Genomic DNA, 21,385 nt, shown 5'->3' on the forward strand with positions numbered 1-21,385 from the left:
CGGGGTGTCGACCCCGGCCTGGCCCAGCGTGTTCTGGAAGGCCTCCTCCCACGTGCCGTCCTCCTGGGCGGCCGTGATGGTGTCCTGGATCCAGCCGCACATCTCCGGGCTGTCGATGTTGTAGCCCACGCCGTAGCGCTCCTCGGAGAACGGGTCGACGACCACCTTGAGCTCGTCGGGCTGCTCCGCGGCGTAGCCCAGCAGGATCGCGCCGTCGGTGGTCATCGCGTCGACGGTGCCGTCGAGGACCTGGTCGACGCACTCGGAGTAGGTGTCGAAGCCGCGCGGGGTGGCGCCCTCGGCCTTGATGTTCTCCAGCGAGGTCGAGCCGGTCACCGAGCAGACCTCGGTGCCCTCGACGTCGTCGAGGCTGTCGATGTCGCTGTCGGCCTTCACCAGCAGCTGCTGGCCGGTCACGTAGTAGGGGCCGGCCTGGCCGACGATCTCGCGGCGCTCGTCGGTGATCGAGTAGGAGGCGATGACGAGGTCGACCTCGCCCTCCTCGAGGAACGGCTCACGGTTGTCGGAGATGGTCTCCTTCCACGTGATGTCCTCGGGCGCGATGCCCAGCGACGCCGCCAGGATCTTGCCGATCTCAGGGTCGAAGCCGACCGGCTCCTCGGCGCCGGCGGGCATGAAGCCGATGCCGGGCTGGTCGTACTTCACGCCGATGGTGATGTCGCCGCTCTCGGCGAGCTCCTTCATGCGGGTGCCGTCGTCGAACTCGTCGGCCGCGTTCTCGGCGACGTCGACGTCGACGGACTCCCCGGTCTCGGTGCCGGCGTCACCGCAGGCCGCGAGGCTCAGCGCGAGGCCGACCCCGGCCACGACCGCCTTGGTGCGGATGAATCGCATCTGTCTCCCCTTCTCTTCCGGGCCCGGTGGCCCGAGGTTGTTTCAGTGGGTCAGGATCTTGCTGAGGAAGTCCTGGGCGCGGTCGGACTGCGGGTTGGTGAAGAACTCCTCGGGGGTGTTCTCCTCCACCACGGCGCCGTCGGCCATGAAGAGCACGCGGTCGGCCGCCGTGCGGGCGAAACCCATCTCGTGGGTGACGACGATCATCGTCATCCCCTGCTTGGCGAGGTCGACCATGACGTCGAGGACCTCCTTGATCATCTCGGGGTCCAGCGCCGAGGTCGGCTCGTCGAAGAGCATCACCTTCGGGTCCATGGCCAGCGCCCGGGCGATGGCGACCCGCTGCTGCTGGCCGCCGGAGAGCTGGGCGGGGTACTTGGCGGCCTGGTGGCCGACGCCGACGCGGTCGAGCAGCTCCTTGGCCCGCGCCTCGGCCTCGGCCTTGGCCTTGCCGCGCACCTTGATCGGCCCGAGCGTCACGTTCTCGAGGATCGTCTTGTGGGCGAAGAGGTTGAAGCTCTGGAAGACCATCCCGACCTCGGCGCGCAACGCCGCGAGCTGCTTGCCCTCGTCGGGCAGCGGCTGGCCGTCGAGGGTGATCGTGCCCTCCTGGATCGTCTCGAGCCGGTTGATGGCGCGGCACAGCGTCGACTTGCCCGACCCCGAGGGACCGATGACGACGACGACCTCGCCCCGGTGGATCGTCTGGTTGATGTCCTTCAGGACGTGCAGGTCACCGAACCACTTGTTCACGCCTTCGAGGACGACCAACGGCTCCGACATGGGACGCGACCCTAGCGTCACCTCACCCGGAGGGGCCATGCGGACGTGGCCCCTGCGCCGAACGGTGACGAATCTGTGACCAGCGGTCAGTCGTCGCCGCCGGGGACGGTCGCGGAGATGACGGTGCCGTCGGCGCGCATCGTGCCGGCGGGGTTGGGCGGGTCGCCCGCGAGCCGCGGGCCCTGGCCGTCGAGCGGCACCGTGACGGGGGCGCCGACGGCGACCTCGACCACCTTGCCGCGTACGCCGAGGCGCAGCGGACCCGGTCCCTCCTCGATGCCGAGCGTGATCTGGTCGGGCGTGAGGTCGACGCGCAGCCGGGTCCCGACGAGCGTGAGCCGGAAGGTGAGCCCCTCCCAGCCCTCGGGCAGGCGCGGGTCGAAGGTCCAGCGCTCCTCCTCCGGCCCCGCCCCGCGGTCGCGGAACCCGCCGAAGCCGAAGGCCAGCGAGCTCCACACGCCGCCGGCCGAGGCGACGTGGACGCCGTCGGCGGTGTTGGCGTGGCGGTCGGCGAGGTCGACGTAGGCCGCGTGCTCGAAGTAGCGCAGCGCGGGCTCGTGGAAGCCGACCTCGGCGGCCATGATCGACTGCGCCACCGCCGACAGCGTCGAGTCGCCGGTGGTGATCGGATCGTAGTAGGTGAAGTCGGCGAGCTTCTCGTCGTAGGAGAACTCCTCGCCCTGGAGGAACAGGGCGAGGACCACGTCGGCCTGCTTGAGGACCTGGAACCGATAGATCACCAGCGGGTGGAAGTGGAGCAGCAGCGGCCGCACCGTCGGCGGGGTCTGCTCGAGGTCCCACATCTCGCGATCGAGGAAGCGCGAGTCCTGCGGGTGGATCCCGACCTTCTCGTCGAAGGGGATGGACATGCCGGCAGCGGCCGCCCGCCACTCCTCGACCTCCCCGTCACGCAGCCCGGTCCGGCGCACGACCTGGTCGTAGGCGTCCGGATCGGCCCGGCAGACCTCGTCGACCGCGTCGGCAGCACGACGGAGGTTGAAGCGTGCGAGCACGTTCGTGTAGAAGTTGTCGTTCACCACGGTCGTGTACTCGTCCGGCCCGGTGACGCCGTGGATGTGGAACGTCGAGTGGCTGTTCTCCCGGCGCCAGAACCCCAGGTCGGCCCACAGCCGGGCGGTCTCGACGAGGATGTCGACCGCCTCCCTGTTCATGAAGTCGGTGTCGCCGGTCGCCCCGACGTACTGGCTCAGGGCGTAGGCCACCGCCGCGTCGATGTGGTACTGCGCGGTGCCGGCCGCGTAGTAGGCCGACGCCTCGTGGCCGTTGATCGTGCGCCAGGGGAAGAGCGCGCCGTGCTGGGCGAGCTCGCGGGCGCGCCGGCGGGCGTCGGGCAGCATCTGGTGCCGAAAGCGCAGCGCGTTCCGCGCGGCGTAGGGGAGCGTGTAGATGAGGAACGGCAGGACGTAGATCTCGGCGTCCCAGAAGTAGTGGCCGGCATAGCCGGACCCCGTGACGCCCTTGGCGGGGATGCCGTGGTCCTCGGCACGAGCGGCGGCCTGCATCACCGACAGCAGGTTCCAGCGCACGGCCTGCTGGAGACCCGGCTGGCCGGGGATCTCGACGTCGCTCGCGGCCCACATCCGGTCGAGCCAGGCCCGCTGGTCGGCGTACTGCTGGGCGAGGCCCTCCTCGGCGGCGCGGTCGAGGGTGCGCTGGCAGCGGTCGAGCAGCTCGCGCGCCGGGACCCGGGTCGCGGTGTGCATCGAGACCAGCTTGGTCATCCGCAGCGACTGGCCCTGCTCGAGCGGGAGCCGGTAGATGATCTTGCCCTCGTCGTCGTCGAGGTGACGCTGCGTGCGCGGCTCGACGGGTGCCTCGATGTGGTGGTCGACCGCGACGCCGACCGTCATCCGGCTGTCGGCGCAGCGGTAGCCCAGGCAGATCCGGCCGGTCTCCTCGTCGACCGACCCGGCCTGGGGCTCCAGCACCCGGCGGGAGAGTCGGTCGGCCTTGCGCGGGTCGGCGACCGACCCGACCGGCGCCTCGACCGACGGGTGGCCGAGCTCGACGTCGCGGTCCTGGCGGTTGATGAGCTGGGAGGAGATCTGCACCGGCGCGCGGCCGTCGAGCATCGTGACCTCGAAGGTCATCACCGCGAGGTGGCGCTGCGCGAGGGAGACCATGCGGGTGCTGTCGACGCGCACGCTCTTGCCGCTGCGGGTGCGCCACACGAGGTGGCGGTGGAGGACGCCGTCGCGGAAGTCGAGCGAGCGCTCGTACTCCAGCAGGTCGGCGGACGAGAGCTCGAGAGGCTCGTCGTCGACGTAGAGGCGGATCACCTTCGGGTCGGGGGCGTTGACGATGCTCTGGCCCACGCGCGCGAGGCCGTAGGCCTCCTCGGCGTGGAGGATCGGCCAGGTCTCGTGGAGGCCGTTGACGAAGGTGCCGTCGTGGACGGCGTCACGGCTCTCCTCGTAGTTGCCGCGCAGCCCGAGGTAGCCGTTGCCGACGCTGAACAGCGACTCGGTCACGCCGAGGTCGGCCGCCTCGAAGCGGGTCTCGACGAGCCGCCACTCGTCGACGGGGAACCGCGTGCGGTCCAGGGGGTCGTGCGCGCTCACAGCAGCTCCTCGAGGTCCTTCACCACGACATGGGCCCCCGCATCGACCAGTGCATCATGCCCGGCGCCGCGGTCGACACCCACGACCAGCCCGAAGCCGCCGGCCGCGCCGGCTCGTACGCCGCTGATGGCGTCCTCGAGCACCACCGCCTGCGCCGGCGTGGCCCCCAGCTCCTCGGCCGCGGCGAGGAACGTGTCGGGCGCCGGCTTCCCCGGCAGACCCCGCTCGGCAGCGACCGCGCCGTCCATGACCATCCGGAACGAGGCCGTCAGACCGGCCGCCTCGAGCACCGCGGGCGCGTTGCGCGACGACGAGACGACCGCCATCGGCACGCCCCGCCGCTCGAGCTCCTCGATGAGCCGGGCCGAGCCCGGGTAGGCCTCGACGCCGTCCTCGGCGAGCACCCGGTTGAAGGCGTCGTTCTTGCGGTTGCCGAGCCCGCAGACGGTCTCGGCCTCCGGCGCATCACCCGGATCGCCCTGGGGCAGCTCGATGCCGCGGGAGGCGAGGAAGGTCGCCACGCCCTCGTAGCGCGGCTTGCCGTCGACGTGGGCGAAGTAGTCGTCGTCGGTGTAGGGCGTCTGGTCGGGCCGGCCGTCGAGGAACTCGTTGAACATCCGGTCCCAGGCCCGCATGTGCACCTCGGCCGTGGGCGTCACCACGCCGTCGAGGTCGAACAGCGCCACTGCGTAGTCGTCCCAGTTCACCCTTCCGAGGGTAGGGGTCGATTGTTTCGATTCGCTGCACTTCGTCCCGGGTGGACCGGTCGCCGTACCCTTGTCGGGTTATGTCGACGCACGCTCTCCCTCGCACCTATGAGGTCCGCACCTACGGGTGCCAGATGAACGTCCACGACTCCGAGCGCCTCACCGGCCTCCTCGAGGACGCCGGCTACGCCGCCGCCCCGGACGGTGAGCAGGCCGACGTCGTCGTCTTCAACACCTGCGCCGTGCGTGAGAACGCCGACAACCGGCTCTACGGCAACCTCGGCCACCTCGCGCCCGTGAAGGCGCAGCGGCCCGGCATGCAGATCGCGGTCGGCGGCTGCCTGGCCCAGAAGGACCGCGACACGATCACCCGCAAGGCGCCATGGGTCGACGTCGTGTTCGGCACCCACAACATCGGCTCGCTGCCGACCCTGCTCGAACGTGCCCGCGTGCAGGAGGAGGCGCAGGTCGAGATCCTCGAGTCGCTCGAGGTCTTCCCGTCCACGCTGCCGACCAAGCGCGAGTCGGCGTACGCCGCCTGGGTCTCGATCTCGGTCGGCTGCAACAACACCTGCACGTTCTGCATCGTCCCGTCGCTGCGCGGCAAGGAGAAGGACCGCCGCCCCGGCGACGTGCTCGCCGAGGTCCGGGCGCTGGTCGCGGAGGGCGTCACCGAGGTGACGCTGCTGGGCCAGAACGTGAACGCCTACGGGGTCGAGTTCGGCGACCGACAGGCCTTCTCCAAGCTGCTGCGCGCCTGCGGCGAGATCGAGGGGCTGGAACGGGTCCGCTTCACCTCGCCCCACCCGGCCGAGTTCACCGACGACGTCATCGAGGCGATGGCCGAGACGCCGAACGTGATGCCCCAGCTCCACATGCCGCTCCAGTCCGGCTCCGACCGAGTCCTGAAGGCGATGCGCCGCTCCTACCGGCAGTCGAAGTTCCTCGGCATCATCGAGCGGGTCCGCGCGGCGATGCCCGACGCCGCGATCACCACCGACATCATCGTCGGCTTCCCCGGGGAGACCGAGGAGGACTTCGAGCAGACGATGGAGGTCGTGCGGCAGGCACGCTTCTCCGGCGCCTTCACCTTCCAGTACTCCATCCGTCCCGGCACCCCCGCCGCGACGATGGAGGAGCAGGTGCCGCGCGAGGTCGTCCAGGCCCGCTACGAGCGCCTGGTCGAGCTCGTCAACGACATCGCGTGGGAGGAGAACAAGCAGCTGGTCGGCCGGAAAGTCGAGCTGCTCGTCGCCGAGGGGGAGGGGCGCAAGGACGCCGCCACCCACCGGCTCTCCGGCCGTGGCCCCGACAACCGGCTGGTCCACTTCACCCCGCCGGCCGACGCCAGGGTCCGGCCCGGCGACATGGTCACCGTCGAGATCACCCGCGCCGCCCCCCACCACCTCATCGCCGACGGGCCGGTGCTCGACGTGCGCCCCACCCGGTCCGGCGACGCGTGGGAGACCCGGACGTCCGGCCCGAAGCCGGCCGGCGTCGGGCTCGGCATGCCGTCGGTCGGCGTACCCGCTCCGCTGCCGGACGCCCCTGCCTGTGGATGACGCCCCCGGGAGTCGGCTCACCTCGGTGATGCTGGCCGGGTGCTGGTGGTCGACGTCCTCGAGCGGATGGGCGGAGTCGCGACCCGCGGCGCCCTGATCCGCGCGACCTCGCGCGCGGCGGTCGACGCTGCCCTGGGTGCAGGCGAGCTCGTGGTGCTGGCCCGCGGCCGGTATGCGCTGGCGTCCACGGACGAGGCTCTGCAGGTCGCTCATCGGCTGACCGGCGTCGCCTCCCACGAGAGCGCGGCGCTCCTGCACAGCTGGGCGGTCCTGCACGCGCCGCAACAGCCACACGTGACGGTGCCACGCAAGCGGCACCTGGCCGAGCAGGTCAATGCCTCCGTGCACTATGCCGATCTCTCCGACGACGACTGCGACGGGTCGGTCACGAGTCAGGAGCGCACGCTGGTGGACTGCCTGCGTCTGGCGGATCGCAGCGCAGCGCTCGCCGTGGCCGACTCCGCGCTGAGGGAGGGCTTCAGCCGGACGCGGCTCCTCGCCATCGCCCGCGACCTGCGAGGCCCGCGGTCGGCCCAGGCGCGTGCCGTGGCAGAGGCGGCCGACGCCCGGGCTGCGAACCCGTTCGAGTCGGCTCTGCGCGCCATTGCCGGCGAGGTCGTGGGGCTCGAGGTGGTGCCGCAGGGGTCCCTGCGAGACGGCAATCGCTTCCTGGGCCGACCCGACCTCGTCGACGAGCGCCTCGGCATCGTCCTCGAGGCCGACTCCTTCGAGTGGCACGGTGGCCGCCACGCGCTGACCCGCGACGCGCGCCGCTACAACCAGCTCGTCGTCCACGGGTGGCTGGTGCTGCGGTTCAGCTGGGAGGACGTGATGTTCCATCCCCGCGAGGTGATGTCTGTTCTCGAAGCCGCCGTAGTCGAAAAGGCACAACGCTGCGCTTGCGGGCGTCGCCGTGTGTGAGGCAGGTCCGACTTCCTGCTTGTGCCTGTTCCGTTACGGTCGCGGACATGCCTGCTGACGCACCGACCATCCTGGCGACCTCCGGGGGCCTCACCACGGGCCGCCGGACCCACTGGGAGGTCGGGCCGCTGACCGAGCTCGCCGTCGACCTGGCGGGCGTGAGCGGCCGGGCGCCGCGGGTCTGCTTCGTCGGGACCGCCGGCGGTGACAACCCGGAGTACACGAAGGCCTTCTACGACGTCTGCCAGGCCGCCGGCTACCACGGCAACCACCTCCAGCTCTTCACGATGCCCAACGTCGACGACATCACCGCCCACCTGCTGGAGCAGGACGTGGTGTGGGTGTTCGGCGGCAGTGTCGCGAACCTGCTCGCGCTGTGGGAGCTCCACGGGGTCGGCGACGCCATGCGTGAGGCGTGGCAGGCCGGGGTCGTGCTCACGGGGGTGTCGGCCGGGTCGCTGTGCTGGCACGTCGGCGGCACGACCGACTCCTTCGGCCCCGACCTGGAGCCGGTGACCAACGGCCTGGCCTTCCTGCCGTTCTCCAACGGGGTCCACTACGACTCCGAGGACCAGCGCCGCCCGCTCTACCACCGGCTCATCGCCGACGGCACGCTCCCGGCCGGCTACGCCACCGACGACGGGGCGGGCGTGCTCTACCGCGGCACCGAGATGGTCGGCGCCTACGCTGAGGAGGACGGCGCCGGCGCCTACTTCGTCGAGCAGGGACCTGACGGCGCGGCCGTCGAGACGCCGCTCGACGTCACCCGCCTCTAGTCGTCGGAGCGGGGGTCGGTCTTCGAGTAGCCGGCCTTCGGCTCGAGGCCGTCCGGGTTCTCCTCGACACCGCCCGCCGACTGCTCGGGCGGGGCGTCGCTGCCGTCGTCGTCGACCGGGCTGGTGTCACGGACGCCGTCGGTGCCGTGCTGTCCGGGACCGGACACGCCTTCGCGCTCGCTGCTGACGCCCATGCCGCCCGAGGCGTCGTGGTGGGAGGACCGGAGGTCGCGGGGCTCACCGGCCTTGCTCGGGTCACCGCTCATGCCTGGTCCTCCTCCTCGGGCTTGCTGGCGCCGTCCCCGTCGCCCTCCTGCTTCTTGTCCTCGGGCTGCGAGAGCTCGTCGGGGGCGTGGTCCTCGACCTGCGGGTTGCGCTCGGGGTCGAGGTCGCGGCCCAGCACCTCGGGCTCGTCGCCGGCGAACGGCACGTCGTCGTTGATGGCGTCGACGCCGCCGGGGTTCTCGGGTGCGGGCTCGATCTCCGGGTCGGGCATCGGGCCGAGGTCGTCCTTGGTCATGTCTCTCCCTCCAACGGTGGGTCAGAAGCCGAACGTCAGGTATCCCACGCCCTTGCCGAGGTGGGCCAGGGCGTGCGCCTCGTGGGGGACCACGGGGTCGGGCAGCGCGTCGAGCGGGAACCACCGCAGGTCAGCACACTTGCGCGGCTCCATGATGCGCGGCTCACCCGTGAAGGTGGTCGCGGTGAAGAAGAAGTCGACCCGCTCGTCGATGGGCTCGCCGTGGGCGGTGCGCGACATCGTCAGCTCGAAGCGGAGGTCGAGCCCGGCGATGCCGAGCTCCTCGGCGGCCTCGCGGTGGGCGGCGTCCCACGCGGTCTCGCCGCGCTCGACGTGGCCGGCGGCCGCCGCGGCCCACATGTCGTCCATGTAGCCGGTGTTCTGGCGCAGCTGCAGCAGCACCTCCCGCCCGCCGGACCCCTCGCGGAGGCAGAAGACGTAGGCGGCGGGGACGACGGTGAAGCGGCCGTGGTCGCTCATCAGTTGTCCCCCGACGGCTCACCCTCGGACGACTCCGCGTTCTCCCGCTCGGCCTCCGTCTCGTGGCCGTCGTCGCGCTCGTCGGGCAGGTCGTCGTCGTGGGTGCCGGGGGGCTGCTCGGTGACGTCGAGCGCCTCGTTGGACTCCTCGGGGACGGGCTGGGTCACCGCAGGTCGCCGTCCTGCTTGCCGTCGAGCTTCTCGAGGGCCTCCTTCGACTTCTGCTGGGCAGTGTCGATCTTCTCGGAGTACTTGCCCTGCGTCTTCTCGTCGGCCAGCTTCGCCGCCTTGTCGATGCCCTGCGAGATCTTGTCGCCGTGCTGGTCCACCGCGTCCTGGGCCTTGCCCTTCAGGCCCTTGAACTTGTCGAGGAAACTCATGTCTCCGAGACTAGCCCGGTGCCCGTGCCGATCGTCCCCCCGATCGTCGCCGTCGTCGGGGCGACCGCGGCCGGGAAGACGGGCCTGTCGCTCGCCCTGGCCGAGCGGCTCGGCGGCGAGGTGGTCAACACCGACGCGATGCAGGTCTACCGCGGCATGGACATCGGGACGGCCAAGCTCCCGCCCGCCGGGCGGCGCGGGATCACCCACCACCTCGTCGACACCCACGAGGTCACCGAGTCCGTGTCGGTCGCTGCATTCCAGGCCGAGGCACGCGCGGTCGTCGCCGACCTGCGCGCCCGCGGCGTGGTCCCGGTGCTGGTCGGTGGGTCGGCCCTCTACACCCGCGCGGTGCTCGACCGGTTCGAGTTCCCCGGCACGGATCCCGCGATCCGCACGCGTCTGGAGGGCGAGCTCGCCGAGATCGGCGCGCCCGCGATGCACGCGCGGCTCGCCGAGGTCGACCCCGAGGCGGCGTCGCGCATCCTGGTCGACAACGGTCGCCGGATCGCCCGGGCGCTCGAGGTCGTCGAGCTGACCGGCCGGCCGTTCTCGGCCACCCTCCCGCGGCTGGAGTACGCCGACCCCCACTCGCTCCAGGTCGGCGTCGACATCGACCGGCCGACCCTCGACGAGCGGATCGAGCAGCGGGTCCGGCAGATGATCGACGACGGGCTCGTCGCCGAGGTCGAGCGGCTCGGCACCCTCGGACGCACCGCGGCGACCGCGATCGGCTATCGCGAGGCGGCCGCCCACCTCCGCGGGGAGCTGACCGCCGAGGAGATGCGTGAGCGGATCGTGGTCGCGACCCGCCGGTTCGCCCGGCGACAGGACTCCTGGTTCCGGAAGGACCCGCGGATCACCTGGCTGCGCTTCGACGACCCAGACCTCGTCGACCGTGCCGTGGAGGCAGCAAGAACGGTCGGGCGCTGAGGCGCCCTGCGGGAGCAGGATGGGTGCGTGACCGACCCAGCGCCTGACCGACCGAGGGACCGTCTCCGGGAGCTGCTCGACGCCGTCCTCGACGACGATCACCGCTCGCTCGACGAGATGGCCGGCGGCGCCTTCGCCTCGCCGTACCACTTCACGCGCCGGCTCTCCCGCGAGGCGGGGGAGCCCCCGGTCGCGATGCGGCGCCGGGTGATGCTCGAGCGCGCCAGCTGGCAGCTGCGCAGCGGCGCCAGCGTCACCGACGTCGCCTTCGCCGCCGGCTACGAGTCGGTCGAGGGGTTCAGCCGTGCCTTCGCGCGCGCCTACGGCCACCTGCCGAGCGAGCAGCGGCCGGACGCGCCGACCTGGCTGCCGGCGCCCAACGGCATCCACTTCCACCCGCCCACGTCGCTGTGGGTCACGACCGGGGAGACGACCATGAGCGGACCGCTCGACCACCTCGTCCAGCACGACCTCGACGACACCCGGGCGCTGATCGAGCTCGCCAAGGGCGTCCCCGAGGACCGCTACCGCGCGACGCTGCGACCCGGTCAGGTCGTGCTGTGGTTCGACGGACCGGAGGAGTCGCTGGCGCGGCTGCTCGAGCGGCTGGTGTTCACCAAGGAGATCTGGCTGGCCGCCGTGCTCGGCGAGGAGCCGCCGACCGACGACCGCACCGACCCGGCCGGGCTGCTGGAGCGGCAGGACGCCGCGGCCGGCCGCTGGCTGGCGATGCTGCGCGACGTCGAGCGGCGCGGGGCGTGGGACGACCGGATCGTCGACGCGCTCTGCGAGCCGCCGGAGAGCTTCGTGCTCGGGTCGATCGTCGCCCAGGTCGTCACGTTCTCCGCGCACCGCCGCCAGCTCGCGCGCCAGCTGCTCCGCGAGCTCGGCGTCGAGACCGACGCCGGCGACCCGATCGAGTGGCTGAGGGAGCGGGTCCGATGACCAAGGTCGCCTACTACACCGCCGTCACCCTCGACGGGTTCATCGCGACGCCCGACCACTCGCTGGCCTGGTTGCTCTCGCGCGACATCGACCCTGAGGGGCCGATGAGCTACGACGGCTTCAGCGAGCGGATCGGCGCCTGTGCGATGGGCGCCAACACCTGGCAGTGGGTCCAGGACCACGACCCCGACGGCTGGACGCCGAAGCCGACCTGGGTGATGACCCATCGCGACTTCCCGACCTCCGAGCAGGTCCGGTTCACCGACGCCGACGTGGCGACCGTGCACGCCGAGATGGTCGAGGCGGCCGACGGGAAGGACCTGTGGGTCGTCGGCGGCGGCGAGCTGGTCGGCCAGTGGCACGACGCCGGCCTGCTCGACGAGGTCTGGCTCCAGTGGGCCCCGGTGACCCTGGGCGGCGGAGCCCCGGTCCTGCCGCGGCACGTCGAGCTCTCGCTCGCCGAGGTCGCCCGCAACCGCGACTTCGTCTGCGCGCGGTACGACGTCGTCCGGGACGGCGGCTGACCGTACGCTGGGGCGGTGACCAGCTGGACCGAGATCTCCACCGTCGAGGGCCTCGTCGACCTGCTCGGCGAGCCGGGCGAGCGGGCCCGGGACAAGGGACGCGACCACCTGCTCGACGTCGACGTCGCGTGGCTGTCGGCCGCGCCCTTCTGCGTGATGGCGACCTCGGACGCCGCGGGCCGCTGCGACGCCTCGCCGAAGGGCGACCCGGCCGGGCAGCTCGTCCACGTCGTGGACGAGCGGACGATCGCGATCGCCGAGCGGCCGGGCAACCGCCGCGCCGACGGCTACCGCAACATCCTCGCCAACCCCCACGTCGGGCTGGAGTTCCTGATCCCGGGCCGCGGCGACACGCTGCGGGTCAACGGCAGGGCCCGGCTCGTCAGCGACGCGCCGTTCTTCGACGAGATGGTGGTCAAGGGCCACCGGCCGCTGCTGGCGGTCGTCGTGGAGATCGAGGAGGTCTTCTTCCACTGCGCGAAGGCGTTCCTGCGCTCGGGGCTGTGGAAGCCGGAGACCTGGGACCCCGAGGCCGCGGTCGAGCGGCGTGCGGTCATCGCCGCGACCGTCGAGCCCGACGGCCGGACCGTCGACGAGCTCGACGCCTACTACGGCCCGTCCTACGAGGAGCGGCTCTATGGCTGAGACGGACTTCTGGAAGGGCCACGGGACCGAGAACGACTTCGTCCTGCTCCCCGGCGACGCCGAGGTCACGCCCGAGCGGGTGCGGGCGCTCTGTGACCGTCGCGCCGGCATCGGCGGCGACGGCGTGATCCGCGCGGTGGGCGACGGCAGCCACTGGTTCATGGACTACTACAACGCCGACGGCTCGCTCTCGGAGATGTGCGGCAACGGCATCCGGGTCTTCGCGCTCCACCTGCGCGAGGAGCACCACGCGACCTTCCCGCTCGAGATCGGCACCCGCGACGGCATCAAGGTGCTCAGCGAGAGCGAGCTCGGCTTCAGCGCCGACATGGGCAGCCCCCGGGTCGTCGGCACCTCCACCATCTCGGTCGGCGACCGGACCTGGCCGGCGGTCCACGTCGACATGGGCAACCCCCACGCCGTCGTCTTCGTCGACGACCTCGACGACGCCGGACCGCTCCACGACCCGCCGGTGCACGACCCGGCCGACTACCCCGACGGCGTCAACGTCGAGTTCGTCGTACGCCGCGGGCCCGGCCACGTCGCGATGCGGGTCCACGAGCGCGGCTCGGGCGAGACCCGGTCGTGCGGCACCGGCGCCTGCGCGGTCATGGTCGCGGCCGCCCGGGCCGACGGGGCCGCCTACCCCGCCACCTACCGGGTCGACGTCCCGGGCGGCACCCTGGCGGTCACCCTCGACGGCTCGCTCGACCAGGACGGTCGCGTCCACCTCGACGGCCCCGCCGTGATCGTGGCCCGGGGGACGACCGCGCTCTAGGCGTCAGTAGGGTCCGCAGCATGCAGATCGAAGGATGCTCCGCCCTCGTCACCGGTGCCGCCTCCGGCATCGGCGCCGCCGTCGCCCGCCAGCTCGCCGCCGCCGGCGCCCGCGTGGTCGTCGCCGACCTCCAGGCCGACAAGGGCCGCGAGCTCGCCGACGAGATCGGCGGCGTCTTCTGCGAGGTCGACGTCACCGACACCGCCCAGATCGAGGCGGCCGTGGTCCGCGCGACCGAGATCGGCGAGCTCCGCGTCCTGGTCAACTCCGCCGGCATCGGCTGGGCCCAGCGCACCATCGGCCGCGACGGCGAGTTCGACTCCGCCCACGACATCAACGCCTTCAAGAAGGTCATGGCGATCAACCTGATCGGCTCCTTCGACGCGATCCGGCTCGCGGCGAGCGCGATGTCGAAGCTCGACCCGACCGAGTCCGGCGACCGTGGCGCGATCGTCAACATCGCCTCCGTCGCCGCGTTCGACGGCCAGATCGGCCAGGCGGCGTACGCCGCGAGTAAGGGCGGGCTGGTCGGCCTCACGCTTCCCGTGGCCCGCGACCTCGCGGCGTCGGCGATCCGGCTCAACACCGTCGCCCCCGGCCTGATCGAGACCCCGATCTACGACTTCGCCCCGGACCCGGAGGCGTTCAAGGAGCAGCTCGGCCAGTCCGTCCTCCACCCCAAGCGCCTCGGCCACCCCGAGGAGCTCGCGGCGATGGTCATGGCCTGTCTCACGAACTCCTACATGAACGCCGAGACGATCCGCGTCGACGGCGGCATCCGGATGCCCCCGAAGTAGGAGTCAGCGCAGGCGGACCGCCGCATCGGCGTGGACGACGTTGCCGTGCTCGTCCGAGGCGGAGATCCCGGCGAGGAGCACCAGCCGCCGGCGATCGGCGATCGCCCGCTCGGCGCGTCGCTTCAGCGGCACGACGACGCGTGTCCACCCCGGCGAGAGCTCGCGCTCGACGAACCCGACGGGACCAGCGGGGAGGCCGAGCTGGCGGCGCACGCGCCGCGGCAGTCGCACCACCAGCTCGGTCGCTGCGGTTTCGTCGAGCTGGATCCGCACTCGTAGCCCCCGGTGGGCGACCTGCCGCGGGGTCTGGTCGGGGGCGCGCAGACGCAGCACGGGCGGGTCGGGCTCGGTCGTCCGCACCGTGACCGTCGCGGGCGTGGAGGTGCGGGCGTAGTCGCTGGCGACGTAGGTGAACGAGTCGGTGCCGTCCCAACCCGCGTCGGGCGTGTAGGTCACCGTGCCGTCCGTCAGCTCGCCGAGCGTGCCGTGCGACGGCTGGTCGGCGACGGTGAGCTCGTGGTCGTCGCCGTCGGCGTCGGTGCAGGTCAGCGTGACCTCGATCGGTTCATCCCTCGGCGTGGTGGCCGAGCGGTCCTCGCAGACCGGCGCGGCGTTCGGCAGGATCGTGACCTCCTGGGTCACCACGTTGCTGGTGCCGCTGCTGCCGCTCACCTGAAAGGTGAACGAGTCCGATCCGGAGGCGTCCGGCGCGGCGGTGTAGTCGATGGCCATCCACGCCAGGGATGTCGATCCCTGGTTGGGCGGCGTCGTCACGGACATCTCCAGGTCGTCCGGCTCCGGTGACGAGCACAGGGGCAGCAGCCTCTCGGTGGTGCCGGCGCGGAGCGTCAGCGGGTCGCTCGGCGCGCACCAGGGCCCGTCGGAGACGTTGACGAAGAAGGCGAAGCTCTCGCTGAGGTCGCCGTCGGTCGCGGCGGCGACGAAGTGGTCGGAGCCCTCGAAGCCGGGGTCGGGGGTGTAGGTGACGCTCAGCCCGTCGCTCCACCCGGGCTCGGTGCCGGCGGAGACCTCGAGCGTCCCGTGCGCCGGCTGCCGCTCCACCACGGGCTGGAGGTCGCCGTAGTCCTGCAGGTCGATGTCCCCGCACTCCACCGTCCACGGCGCGGGCTCGTCGACCTTGGTGTGGAGGAAGACCTCGTCGTCCTGGTACGTGGGGCCGCAGCCGGGCTGGTGGTTGGGCGTGACCCGGATGGCCACGTCGATGAGCGTGTCCTCGGTCCCGTCACTGACCTTCAGGGTGAGGGAGTCGTCGCCGGGTCCGGGCGGGTCGTAGGGAACCACCCACTCCTCCGGGAAGTCCTCGTCGATGTAGGGGGTGCCCGCCGTCCCACGATCGGGCTGACGGTGGACGGTCAGCGCCTCGGAGGCGGCGCTCGACCAGCAGTCGACGCGGATGCCCCAGGGCTTGCCCTCCCGGAGCTCGAGAACGTCGTCCCCGGCGTAGGTGCGGACGTCGCAGTCGGGCGGCTCCGCGGACGCCGGGGTCGCCGGGACGGCGACCAGCGCGGTCGCTGCGGTGGTGAGTGCGAGCGCTCGCCCGAGTCGTGACACGTCGTCCCCCGTCCAACGCGGCACCCTGCCGCAGCAGCAGGGTAGGCGAGCGGCGGGTCGCCGTCAGGCGAAGGACTCAGTCGAGGACCTGCGTCAGCAGCTCGACCACCCCGAGGACCGCGACGGCCGCGCACAGCAGCGCCGCCTCGAGGCCGGTGGACCACCGGCGACCGCGTGCGGTCGCGAGCACCCAGCCCGCCAGCGGCAGGGCGAGCAGCAGCGGCGCCAGGCTGAGCCAGCCCGACCCCTCCCACGCCAGCCGGGCGCTGACCAGGCTCCCCGCCGCGACGGCCAGGGCCGTGCGCTGCCAGGCGAGCGCGGTCCGCTCGCGCGGCCGGCCGGCGTCGCTCACGTGACGAGGGTCAGCAGGAAGAGGACACCGACGACCAGCACCCCTGCGGCGACCACGGCGCCGACAGGCGTGGCGGGCAGCGGCTCGTGGCGGCGCATCGCCCGCTCGGCGCGCGCCCAGCGCAGCCATGACGCGACGGCGAGGACCATGCCGAGCACGACCAGCCAGATGCTCATCGCGGTCTGTAGCCCGTCGGCCACCGACAGGTCGACCGCGCGGACGGCCACGCCGCCGGCCATGAGCGCGAGCGCCGTCCGGACCCAGGCGAGCAGGGTGCGCTCGTTCGCCAGCGAGAAGCGGTAGTCCGGCTCCTCGCCGCTGTCGTAGACCCAGGACGGCCAGCGGCTCACGCGCCCACCCTAGGGCGCGACGGGACCGAGGAGGGCCAACGCATAGGCGGTCTCCGGGTCGTCCCCGGCATACGACGTGCCGTCGGCGAGGGTGACGACGAAGGAGCCGTCGACCCGCGCGAGCGACAGGAAGGCGTCGCCGAGCAGGTCGCGCAGCTGGTGCTCCCACGGCAGCCACAGCACCTCGTCGGCCGCGATCTGGTCGAGTGCCCACTCGGTCGTGCCGTTGAAGCGGACGTGGCGTCCCGACGGCAGGTCCTCGACGTCGATCGTCATCTCCGCGACCACGAAGACGTCGTCGAGGTCGCGGCCGGGGACGGTGAACCGGTCGCCGGGGGAGGGGTCCCACGGCCGCCCGAGGCCGCGCAGGTGGTGGTCGAGCCGCTCGGCGAGGTGGGTGGTCAGCACCGTCCCATCATGAATCCATTCGCGCGCGGGGAGGCCCCGACCTACGCTGGTGGACAGATATGACGAACGCACACGACTTCACCCTCGACGCCGAGCTGGACGCCACCGACGACTGGGACTCCGCTGACGACCAGCAGAGCGACCAGTTCGAGTCGGGGTACGCCGACCAGCCCGACCCCGAGGAAGCAGACCTCACCACGGGTGAGCAGGACCTCGCCGAGCGCCACCAGCTGCGCCGGGTCGCCGGCCTGCGCACCGAGCTCGAGGACATCACCGAGGTCGAGTACCGCCAGCTCCGCCTGGAGCGCGTGGTCCTCGTCGGGGTCTGGACCGAGGGCACCGACAAGGACGCCGAGAACTCCATGGCCGAGCTCGCGCTGCTCGCCGAGACCGCCGGCTCGGAGGTCCTCGACAACGTCTTCCAGCGCCGCCAGAAGGCCGACCCCGCGACCTACATCGGTCGCGGCAAGGTCGACGCCGTCCGCGAGATCGTCCAGGCCACCGGCGCCGACACCGTCATCTGCGACGGCGAGCTCGCGCCCAGCCAGCTGCGCAACCTCGAGGACCGGCTCAAGGTCAAGGTCGTCGACCGGACCGCGCTGATCCTCGACATCTTCGCCCAGCACGCGAAGAGCAAGGAGGGCCAGGCCCAGGTCGAGCTCGCCCAGCTCAACTACATGAAGCAGCGGCTCCGCGGCTGGGGCGGCAACCTGTCGCGCCAGGCCGGTGGCCGGGTCGGCGCGGCCGGCGGCGGCATCGGCGGCCGTGGCCCCGGTGAGACCAAGATCGAGACCGACCGCCGCCGCATCAACACCAAGATCGCCAAGCTGCGCCGCGAGCTCAAGGACATGGTCGGCACCCGCGAGGTCAAGCGCCAGGAGCGCAAGCGCCACCACATCCCGAGCGTCTCGATCGCCGGCTACACCAACGCCGGCAAGTCGAGCCTCCTCAACCGGCTGACCGACGCCGGCGTCCTGGTCGAGGACGCGCTGTTCGCCACCCTCGACCCGACGACCCGGCGGACGCAGACCAGCGACGGCCGCGTCTACACGATGAGCGACACCGTCGGCTTCGTGCGCCACCTGCCCCACCAGCTCGTCGAGGCCTTCCGCTCGACGCTGGAGGAGGTCGCCGACTCCGACCTGATCCTCCACGTCGTCGACGGCTCCCACCCCGACCCCGAGGGCCAGCTCAACGCGGTGCGCGAGGTCTTCGCGGAGATCGAGGCCGGCGACGTCCCCGAGATCGTCGTGATCAACAAGGCCGACCTCGCCGACCCGATGGTGCTCGCCCGGCTCCAGGCCCGCGAGCCCCACTGCGTCGTCGTCTCCGCCAAGACCGGCGAGGGCGTCGCCGAGGCGCTGGCGGTCATCGAGGGCGAGCTGCCCCGGCCGGCCGTCGAGTTCGAGGCGCTGGTGCCCTACGCCCGCGGCGACCTGCTCGACCGGCTCCACCGCCACGGCGAGATCGACCGGCTCGAGCACACCGCCGACGGCACCGTCGTCGCCGGCCGGGCCAACCCCGACCTCGCCGGCGAGCTGGCGGCGTACGCCCGCTGAGGACGTACGCCGCGCAGCCCGGCCGGTCTCAGCCGGTCACTGACGGGCCTTGACCCGCGCCGGCTTGCAGACCGCGCCGAGGCGGGCGACCTCGCCGCGGTCGACGACGACGTCCTGGCTGGCCAGGATCCGGCCCCTCTTCAGGCAGGTGACCTGCCAGGCCTCGTCGATGCCGTTGTCCTGCGGCGGCGTCGGGCTCTGGAAGGTGACCTCGCCGGTCCAGTCGTCCTCGGCGCTGCCGCCCTCGTAGTTGTTCGCCTCCACCGTGTAGGTGCCCGCGACGGGGTCCGGGATCACGATCTCCTCGGGGTTGTCGAGCGTCGCGCCCGACCCGACGACGTCGCCGTCCGGCCCGTAGACGTAGAAGTCCCAGTCGGCACCGCCCGGCCAGCCGAAGGAGAGCGTCGCGAACCCGTTGTCGACCTCGGGCTGGCCGAGGATCTCGAACGTCGTCTCCTCCGAGGCGCCCTCCGCGGGGACGCCCTCGGGGTTGGCGATCTCGGCGGACTCCTGCGGGTCGGCGACCGGCTCGCGGCCGTAGCGGCCCTCGACCAGCGGCCGGGTGGAGGGGTTGACGTCGAGGATGAACCGACCGCCGTCGGAGTCGTAGCGGTTGACGAGGGTGTCCTCGTAGAACTGCTGCGGACCCGTCGAGCCGTCGGGCTGGATCACCGGTGACGTCGGCGAGACGTGGGTCTTGCTGAGCACGATCCGGGTGCCCTTCGGCGCCTTGCCGCTCACCCGCGAGACCAGCGCGTGGTCCATCGCGGCCTCCGCGGCCTGGTAGTAGGCCTCACGGTTGCCGCCACCGCCGGCGGCCGACTCGGTCGTCCCGAGGTATTCGCCCACCACGGCGTCCTCGTAGGCCGGGTGGAAGCCGTCGGGGCCGATCTCGAAGGTGAAGCCGAAGCCGCCGGTGATCCAGTAGCTCCAGTCCTCGGTCGAGCCGGAGGTGTCGTAGAGCTGGTAGGACGCCTGGCTGGTGTAGCCGTTGGCGTCGGCGAACCCGTCGCCGAGCTCCTTGTAGGCGACCTCGTCGACCGACTTTCCTGTCGAGGCGATGGCCGGCGGGCGCAGCACCAGGTTGGAGTAGGTGTGGTTGCTGATCATCATCGTGACCGCGCGGTTGCTGATGAACTTCCGCACGGCGTCGCTCTCGGGCTCGCTGCCGGGCCCGTCACCGCGGTAGGTGTCGTTGTCGGCGTTGGTCGAGGCACCGCCGCCGCCCCAGAAGCCGGGGTAGTTGCGGTTGAGGTCGGTGCCGCGCAGCCGGCCCTCGGGGTTGTTGGCGCAGGGACCGCTGGCCCACTCGCCCGTGATCTGCTCGGAGATCGAGCAGTTCTTGCGCTTCATCTCGTAGTCGAAGCGCGAGAAGTCGCCGTTCGGGGTGGCCTCGCGCGAGATCTGGAAGCCGTCGACGTTGACGACGGGGACGATGACCAGGCGCATCCCGTCGAGCAGGCCGCGGGCCCGGGCGTCGCCCTCGCGGTAGGACTGGAGCAGGTCGGTGCCGAACTCCATCGTGTGCTCGGCGCTGGGCCACTCCCGGGCGTGGTGGGCGCCGAGGAGCAGGAAGACCGGCTTGCCGTCGCGGACGTCGTCGGCGCCGACCGAGATCTCGAGGCCGGTGATGTCCTCGCCGAGGACGGTCTGGTTGGCGAGCGTCAGCGGCTTGGTCAGCCGGGGGTAGGTCTCGGCCAGGGACGCCATGTCGTCGAGGTAGTCGTCGTAGGTGCGGTAGGACGTGCGGCCGCTCGGCAGCCCGGACTCGTCCACGCGCGCGGCGTAGCGGCGGTCGGCCCGGCGCTGGTCGCGCCGCTCGGCCTCGAGGTCGGCGACCTCGACGGTCCAGTCGAACCCGGCCGCGCGCAGCCGCCGGGCGTCGCGGGCGTCGTGGAGCACGACCTCGATGCCCTGACGGGTGACGTGCTCGGTCAGGTCGAGACCGAGGTCGACGACGCGGTTGCGGTCGTCGACGGTCGGCGCGTCGACCATGACCACGCGCGTGGGGGCGTCGTCGCGGTCGGGCTCCGCCGAGGGTGCGGCTGGCGGTGCTGCGGCGGACGGGCCGCCGAGGCCGGCCGCGAGGGTGGCGGCGACGGCGACGGCCGTGGTGGTGGCGAGGGCGCCCCGGAGATGGGGTCGCCTCGCCCGCAGGCGATGGCTCATGGGTCCTCCCGAGATGTACGGCGCCGGTCTGGCGCCGTGCCGCCCACCCAACACGGGACCCGTGACTGTGTCGAGAGCAATCCAGTCACGAACCTGTGGAAACCTGCGCAGTTGCACATTTTCGTCGCGCGAGCGGCAAGGATGTGCGCGTGGCGATCCGGATGTACGGCGGCGCAGCAGCCGCCGTCTACGCACCGCTCGACCCCGTCTCCCGTGCGGAGCAGGTCGAGCGGCGGCTGACCGACGCCATCGTGCTGGGGCTGGTCCCGACCGACCACCAGCTCCCCGGCGAGGCCGAGCTGAGCCGGCTCCTCGGCGTCTCGACCGTCACCGTGCGCGAGGCGCTGCGGGTCATGCGCGAGTCGGGCCTGATCGAGACCCGCCGCGGCCGCAAGGGCGGCTCGTTCGTGCTCGAGAGCCAGGAGTCGGCCGTCGGCCGGGTCGTCGAGCGGCTGCTCGCGATGAGCACCACCTCCCTGCGCGACCTCGGCGACCGCTACGCCGCGCTCTCGGGCGCCGCCGCCCGGCTCGCCGCCCAGCGCGCGACCGAGGTCGAGGTCGAGCGGCTGCGCCGGCGCCACCGCCAGGTCGTCGACGCCACCGACGAGCCCGGCCGCCGCCGCGCCGAGAGCCACCTCCAGATCGAGATCGCCGCGGTCGCCCAGTCACCGCTGCTGTTCCGCGAGGAGGTCACGATGCAGGCCGAGATCGGGCCGCTGCTGTGGCTCGGCGCCGGCCACGAGGACGTCCACGACATCACCGTCGACCTCGCCGGCGAGGTCGTCGAC

At 72.1% G+C, this 21,385-nt stretch carries 25 protein-coding genes; 11 read left to right on the top strand and 14 right to left on the bottom strand.

All coding sequences use genetic code 11. The annotated features are described in order from the left end of the window. From ABD091_RS13175 to ABD091_RS13190, 4 genes are all read right to left on the bottom strand, one after another. Positions 1-855 (bottom strand): glutamate ABC transporter substrate-binding protein (locus ABD091_RS13175; protein ID WP_343919125.1); only part of this gene is annotated, 855 nt, incomplete at its 3' end. Between the two features lie 42 nt (positions 856-897). Continuing rightward, positions 898-1,638, bottom strand: coding sequence for an amino acid ABC transporter ATP-binding protein (locus ABD091_RS13180; RefSeq protein ID WP_379189732.1), 741 nt, complete (start codon positions 1,636-1,638; stop codon positions 898-900). Between the two features lie 86 nt (positions 1,639-1,724). Continuing rightward, complete coding sequence (locus ABD091_RS13185; RefSeq protein ID WP_343919127.1) at positions 1,725-4,220, bottom strand: glycoside hydrolase family 65 protein; 2,496 nt, start codon at positions 4,218-4,220, stop codon at positions 1,725-1,727. Then, positions 4,217-4,927, bottom strand: coding sequence for an HAD family hydrolase (locus ABD091_RS13190; RefSeq protein WP_343919130.1), 711 nt, complete (start codon positions 4,925-4,927; stop codon positions 4,217-4,219). Before ABD091_RS13190 ends, ABD091_RS13185 begins: the two co-directional genes overlap by 4 nt. Before the next feature lie 80 nt (positions 4,928-5,007). Between ABD091_RS13190 and miaB the strand changes: the two genes are divergently transcribed. From miaB to ABD091_RS13205, 3 genes are read left to right on the top strand one after another with little or no spacing between them, the layout of a single operon-like run. Further along, positions 5,008-6,489, top strand: a complete 1,482-nt coding sequence (miaB, locus tag ABD091_RS13195; protein WP_343919132.1) for a tRNA (N6-isopentenyl adenosine(37)-C2)-methylthiotransferase MiaB — start codon at positions 5,008-5,010, stop codon at positions 6,487-6,489. A gap of 39 nt (positions 6,490-6,528) precedes the next feature. Further along, complete coding sequence (locus ABD091_RS13200) at positions 6,529-7,410, top strand: hypothetical protein (protein ID WP_343919134.1); 882 nt, start codon at positions 6,529-6,531, stop codon at positions 7,408-7,410. A 47-nt stretch (positions 7,411-7,457) separates the two neighbouring features. Further along, entirely contained in the window at positions 7,458-8,186 is a 729-nt protein-coding gene (locus ABD091_RS13205) for a Type 1 glutamine amidotransferase-like domain-containing protein (protein WP_343919136.1), read from the top strand. On the opposite strand, the gene ABD091_RS13210 is transcribed toward ABD091_RS13205, so the two are convergent. The 5 genes from ABD091_RS13210 to ABD091_RS13230 are packed head-to-tail and all read right to left on the bottom strand — an operon-like array spanning position 8,183 to position 9,565. Continuing rightward, a complete protein-coding gene (locus ABD091_RS13210; RefSeq protein ID WP_343919138.1) occupies positions 8,183-8,452 on the bottom strand; it encodes a hypothetical protein in 270 nt (89 codons plus the stop codon). The two genes, ABD091_RS13205 and ABD091_RS13210, sit on opposite strands and share 4 nt — an antisense overlap. After that, the gene (locus ABD091_RS13215; RefSeq protein WP_343919140.1) at positions 8,449-8,706 is read right to left on the bottom strand and encodes a hypothetical protein; all 258 of its coding nucleotides are present in this window, start codon (positions 8,704-8,706) and stop codon (positions 8,449-8,451) included. Before ABD091_RS13215 ends, ABD091_RS13210 begins: the two co-directional genes overlap by 4 nt. Before the next feature lie 21 nt (positions 8,707-8,727). Further along, positions 8,728-9,186: an NUDIX domain-containing protein gene (locus ABD091_RS13220; RefSeq protein ID WP_343919142.1), complete on the bottom strand. Its 459-nt coding sequence runs from the start codon at positions 9,184-9,186 to the stop codon at positions 8,728-8,730. Further along, complete coding sequence (locus tag ABD091_RS13225) at positions 9,186-9,353, bottom strand: hypothetical protein (RefSeq protein WP_343919144.1); 168 nt, start codon at positions 9,351-9,353, stop codon at positions 9,186-9,188. The genes ABD091_RS13220 and ABD091_RS13225 overlap by 1 nt, the downstream gene beginning before the upstream one ends. Next, positions 9,350-9,565, bottom strand: a complete 216-nt coding sequence (locus ABD091_RS13230) for an antitoxin (RefSeq protein ID WP_343919146.1) — start codon at positions 9,563-9,565, stop codon at positions 9,350-9,352. Before ABD091_RS13230 ends, ABD091_RS13225 begins: the two co-directional genes overlap by 4 nt. A 24-nt stretch (positions 9,566-9,589) precedes the next feature. Between ABD091_RS13230 and miaA the strand changes: the two genes are divergently transcribed. Genes miaA through ABD091_RS13260 form a run of 6 tightly spaced genes read left to right on the top strand, consistent with a single transcriptional unit; the run spans position 9,590 to position 14,187 of the window. Beyond that, the gene (gene miaA / locus ABD091_RS13235; RefSeq protein WP_343919148.1) at positions 9,590-10,498 is read left to right on the top strand and encodes a tRNA (adenosine(37)-N6)-dimethylallyltransferase MiaA; all 909 of its coding nucleotides are present in this window, start codon (positions 9,590-9,592) and stop codon (positions 10,496-10,498) included. Positions 10,499-10,525: 27 nt separating this feature from the next. Continuing rightward, positions 10,526-11,443, top strand: a complete 918-nt coding sequence (locus tag ABD091_RS13240) for a helix-turn-helix transcriptional regulator (protein ID WP_343919150.1) — start codon at positions 10,526-10,528, stop codon at positions 11,441-11,443. After that, a complete protein-coding gene (locus tag ABD091_RS13245; protein WP_343919152.1) occupies positions 11,440-11,967 on the top strand; it encodes a dihydrofolate reductase family protein in 528 nt (175 codons plus the stop codon). The genes ABD091_RS13240 and ABD091_RS13245 overlap by 4 nt, the downstream gene beginning before the upstream one ends. Positions 11,968-11,982: 15 nt before the next feature. Next, positions 11,983-12,612, top strand: coding sequence for a pyridoxamine 5'-phosphate oxidase family protein (locus ABD091_RS13250; protein WP_343919154.1), 630 nt, complete (start codon positions 11,983-11,985; stop codon positions 12,610-12,612). Further along, complete coding sequence (dapF, locus tag ABD091_RS13255) at positions 12,605-13,390, top strand: diaminopimelate epimerase (RefSeq protein WP_343919156.1); 786 nt, start codon at positions 12,605-12,607, stop codon at positions 13,388-13,390. The genes ABD091_RS13250 and dapF overlap by 8 nt, the downstream gene beginning before the upstream one ends. A 20-nt stretch (positions 13,391-13,410) precedes the next feature. After that, complete coding sequence (locus ABD091_RS13260; protein WP_343919158.1) at positions 13,411-14,187, top strand: SDR family NAD(P)-dependent oxidoreductase; 777 nt, start codon at positions 13,411-13,413, stop codon at positions 14,185-14,187. Positions 14,188-14,190: 3 nt separating this feature from the next. On the opposite strand, the gene ABD091_RS13265 is transcribed toward ABD091_RS13260, so the two are convergent. From ABD091_RS13265 to ABD091_RS13280, 4 genes are all read right to left on the bottom strand, one after another. Continuing rightward, a complete protein-coding gene (locus ABD091_RS13265; protein WP_343919160.1) occupies positions 14,191-15,759 on the bottom strand; it encodes an Ig-like domain-containing protein in 1,569 nt (522 codons plus the stop codon). A gap of 76 nt (positions 15,760-15,835) precedes the next feature. Further along, positions 15,836-16,111 (bottom strand): hypothetical protein, encoded by a 276-nt coding sequence (locus tag ABD091_RS13270; RefSeq protein WP_343919165.1) that lies wholly within the window; start codon positions 16,109-16,111, stop codon positions 15,836-15,838. Continuing rightward, the gene (locus tag ABD091_RS13275) at positions 16,108-16,461 is read right to left on the bottom strand and encodes a YidH family protein (RefSeq protein WP_343919167.1); all 354 of its coding nucleotides are present in this window, start codon (positions 16,459-16,461) and stop codon (positions 16,108-16,110) included. The genes ABD091_RS13270 and ABD091_RS13275 overlap by 4 nt, the downstream gene beginning before the upstream one ends. Before the next feature lie 9 nt (positions 16,462-16,470). Further along, complete coding sequence (locus ABD091_RS13280; RefSeq protein WP_343919169.1) at positions 16,471-16,869, bottom strand: pilus assembly protein CpaE; 399 nt, start codon at positions 16,867-16,869, stop codon at positions 16,471-16,473. 59 nt (positions 16,870-16,928) lie between these two features. Between ABD091_RS13280 and hflX the strand changes: the two genes are divergently transcribed. After that, positions 16,929-18,428 carry a GTPase HflX gene (gene hflX, locus ABD091_RS13285; protein WP_343919171.1) on the top strand — a complete coding sequence of 500 codons (1,500 nt, stop codon included), beginning with the start codon at positions 16,929-16,931 and terminating at the stop codon, positions 18,426-18,428. 36 nt (positions 18,429-18,464) lie between these two features. Here hflX and ABD091_RS13290 read toward each other — a convergent pair whose 3' ends face one another. After that, the gene (locus ABD091_RS13290) at positions 18,465-20,597 is read right to left on the bottom strand and encodes a M14 family zinc carboxypeptidase (RefSeq protein WP_343919173.1); all 2,133 of its coding nucleotides are present in this window, start codon (positions 20,595-20,597) and stop codon (positions 18,465-18,467) included. A gap of 149 nt (positions 20,598-20,746) precedes the next feature. Between ABD091_RS13290 and ABD091_RS13295 the strand changes: the two genes are divergently transcribed. After that, on the top strand, positions 20,747-21,385 hold a 639-nt coding region (locus ABD091_RS13295), incomplete at its 3' end, for a FadR/GntR family transcriptional regulator (RefSeq protein ID WP_343919175.1).

It is taken from the genome of Nocardioides aestuarii, from assembly GCF_039527245.1.
Classification (GTDB): Bacteria; Actinomycetota; Actinomycetes; order Propionibacteriales; family Nocardioidaceae; genus Nocardioides; species Nocardioides aestuarii.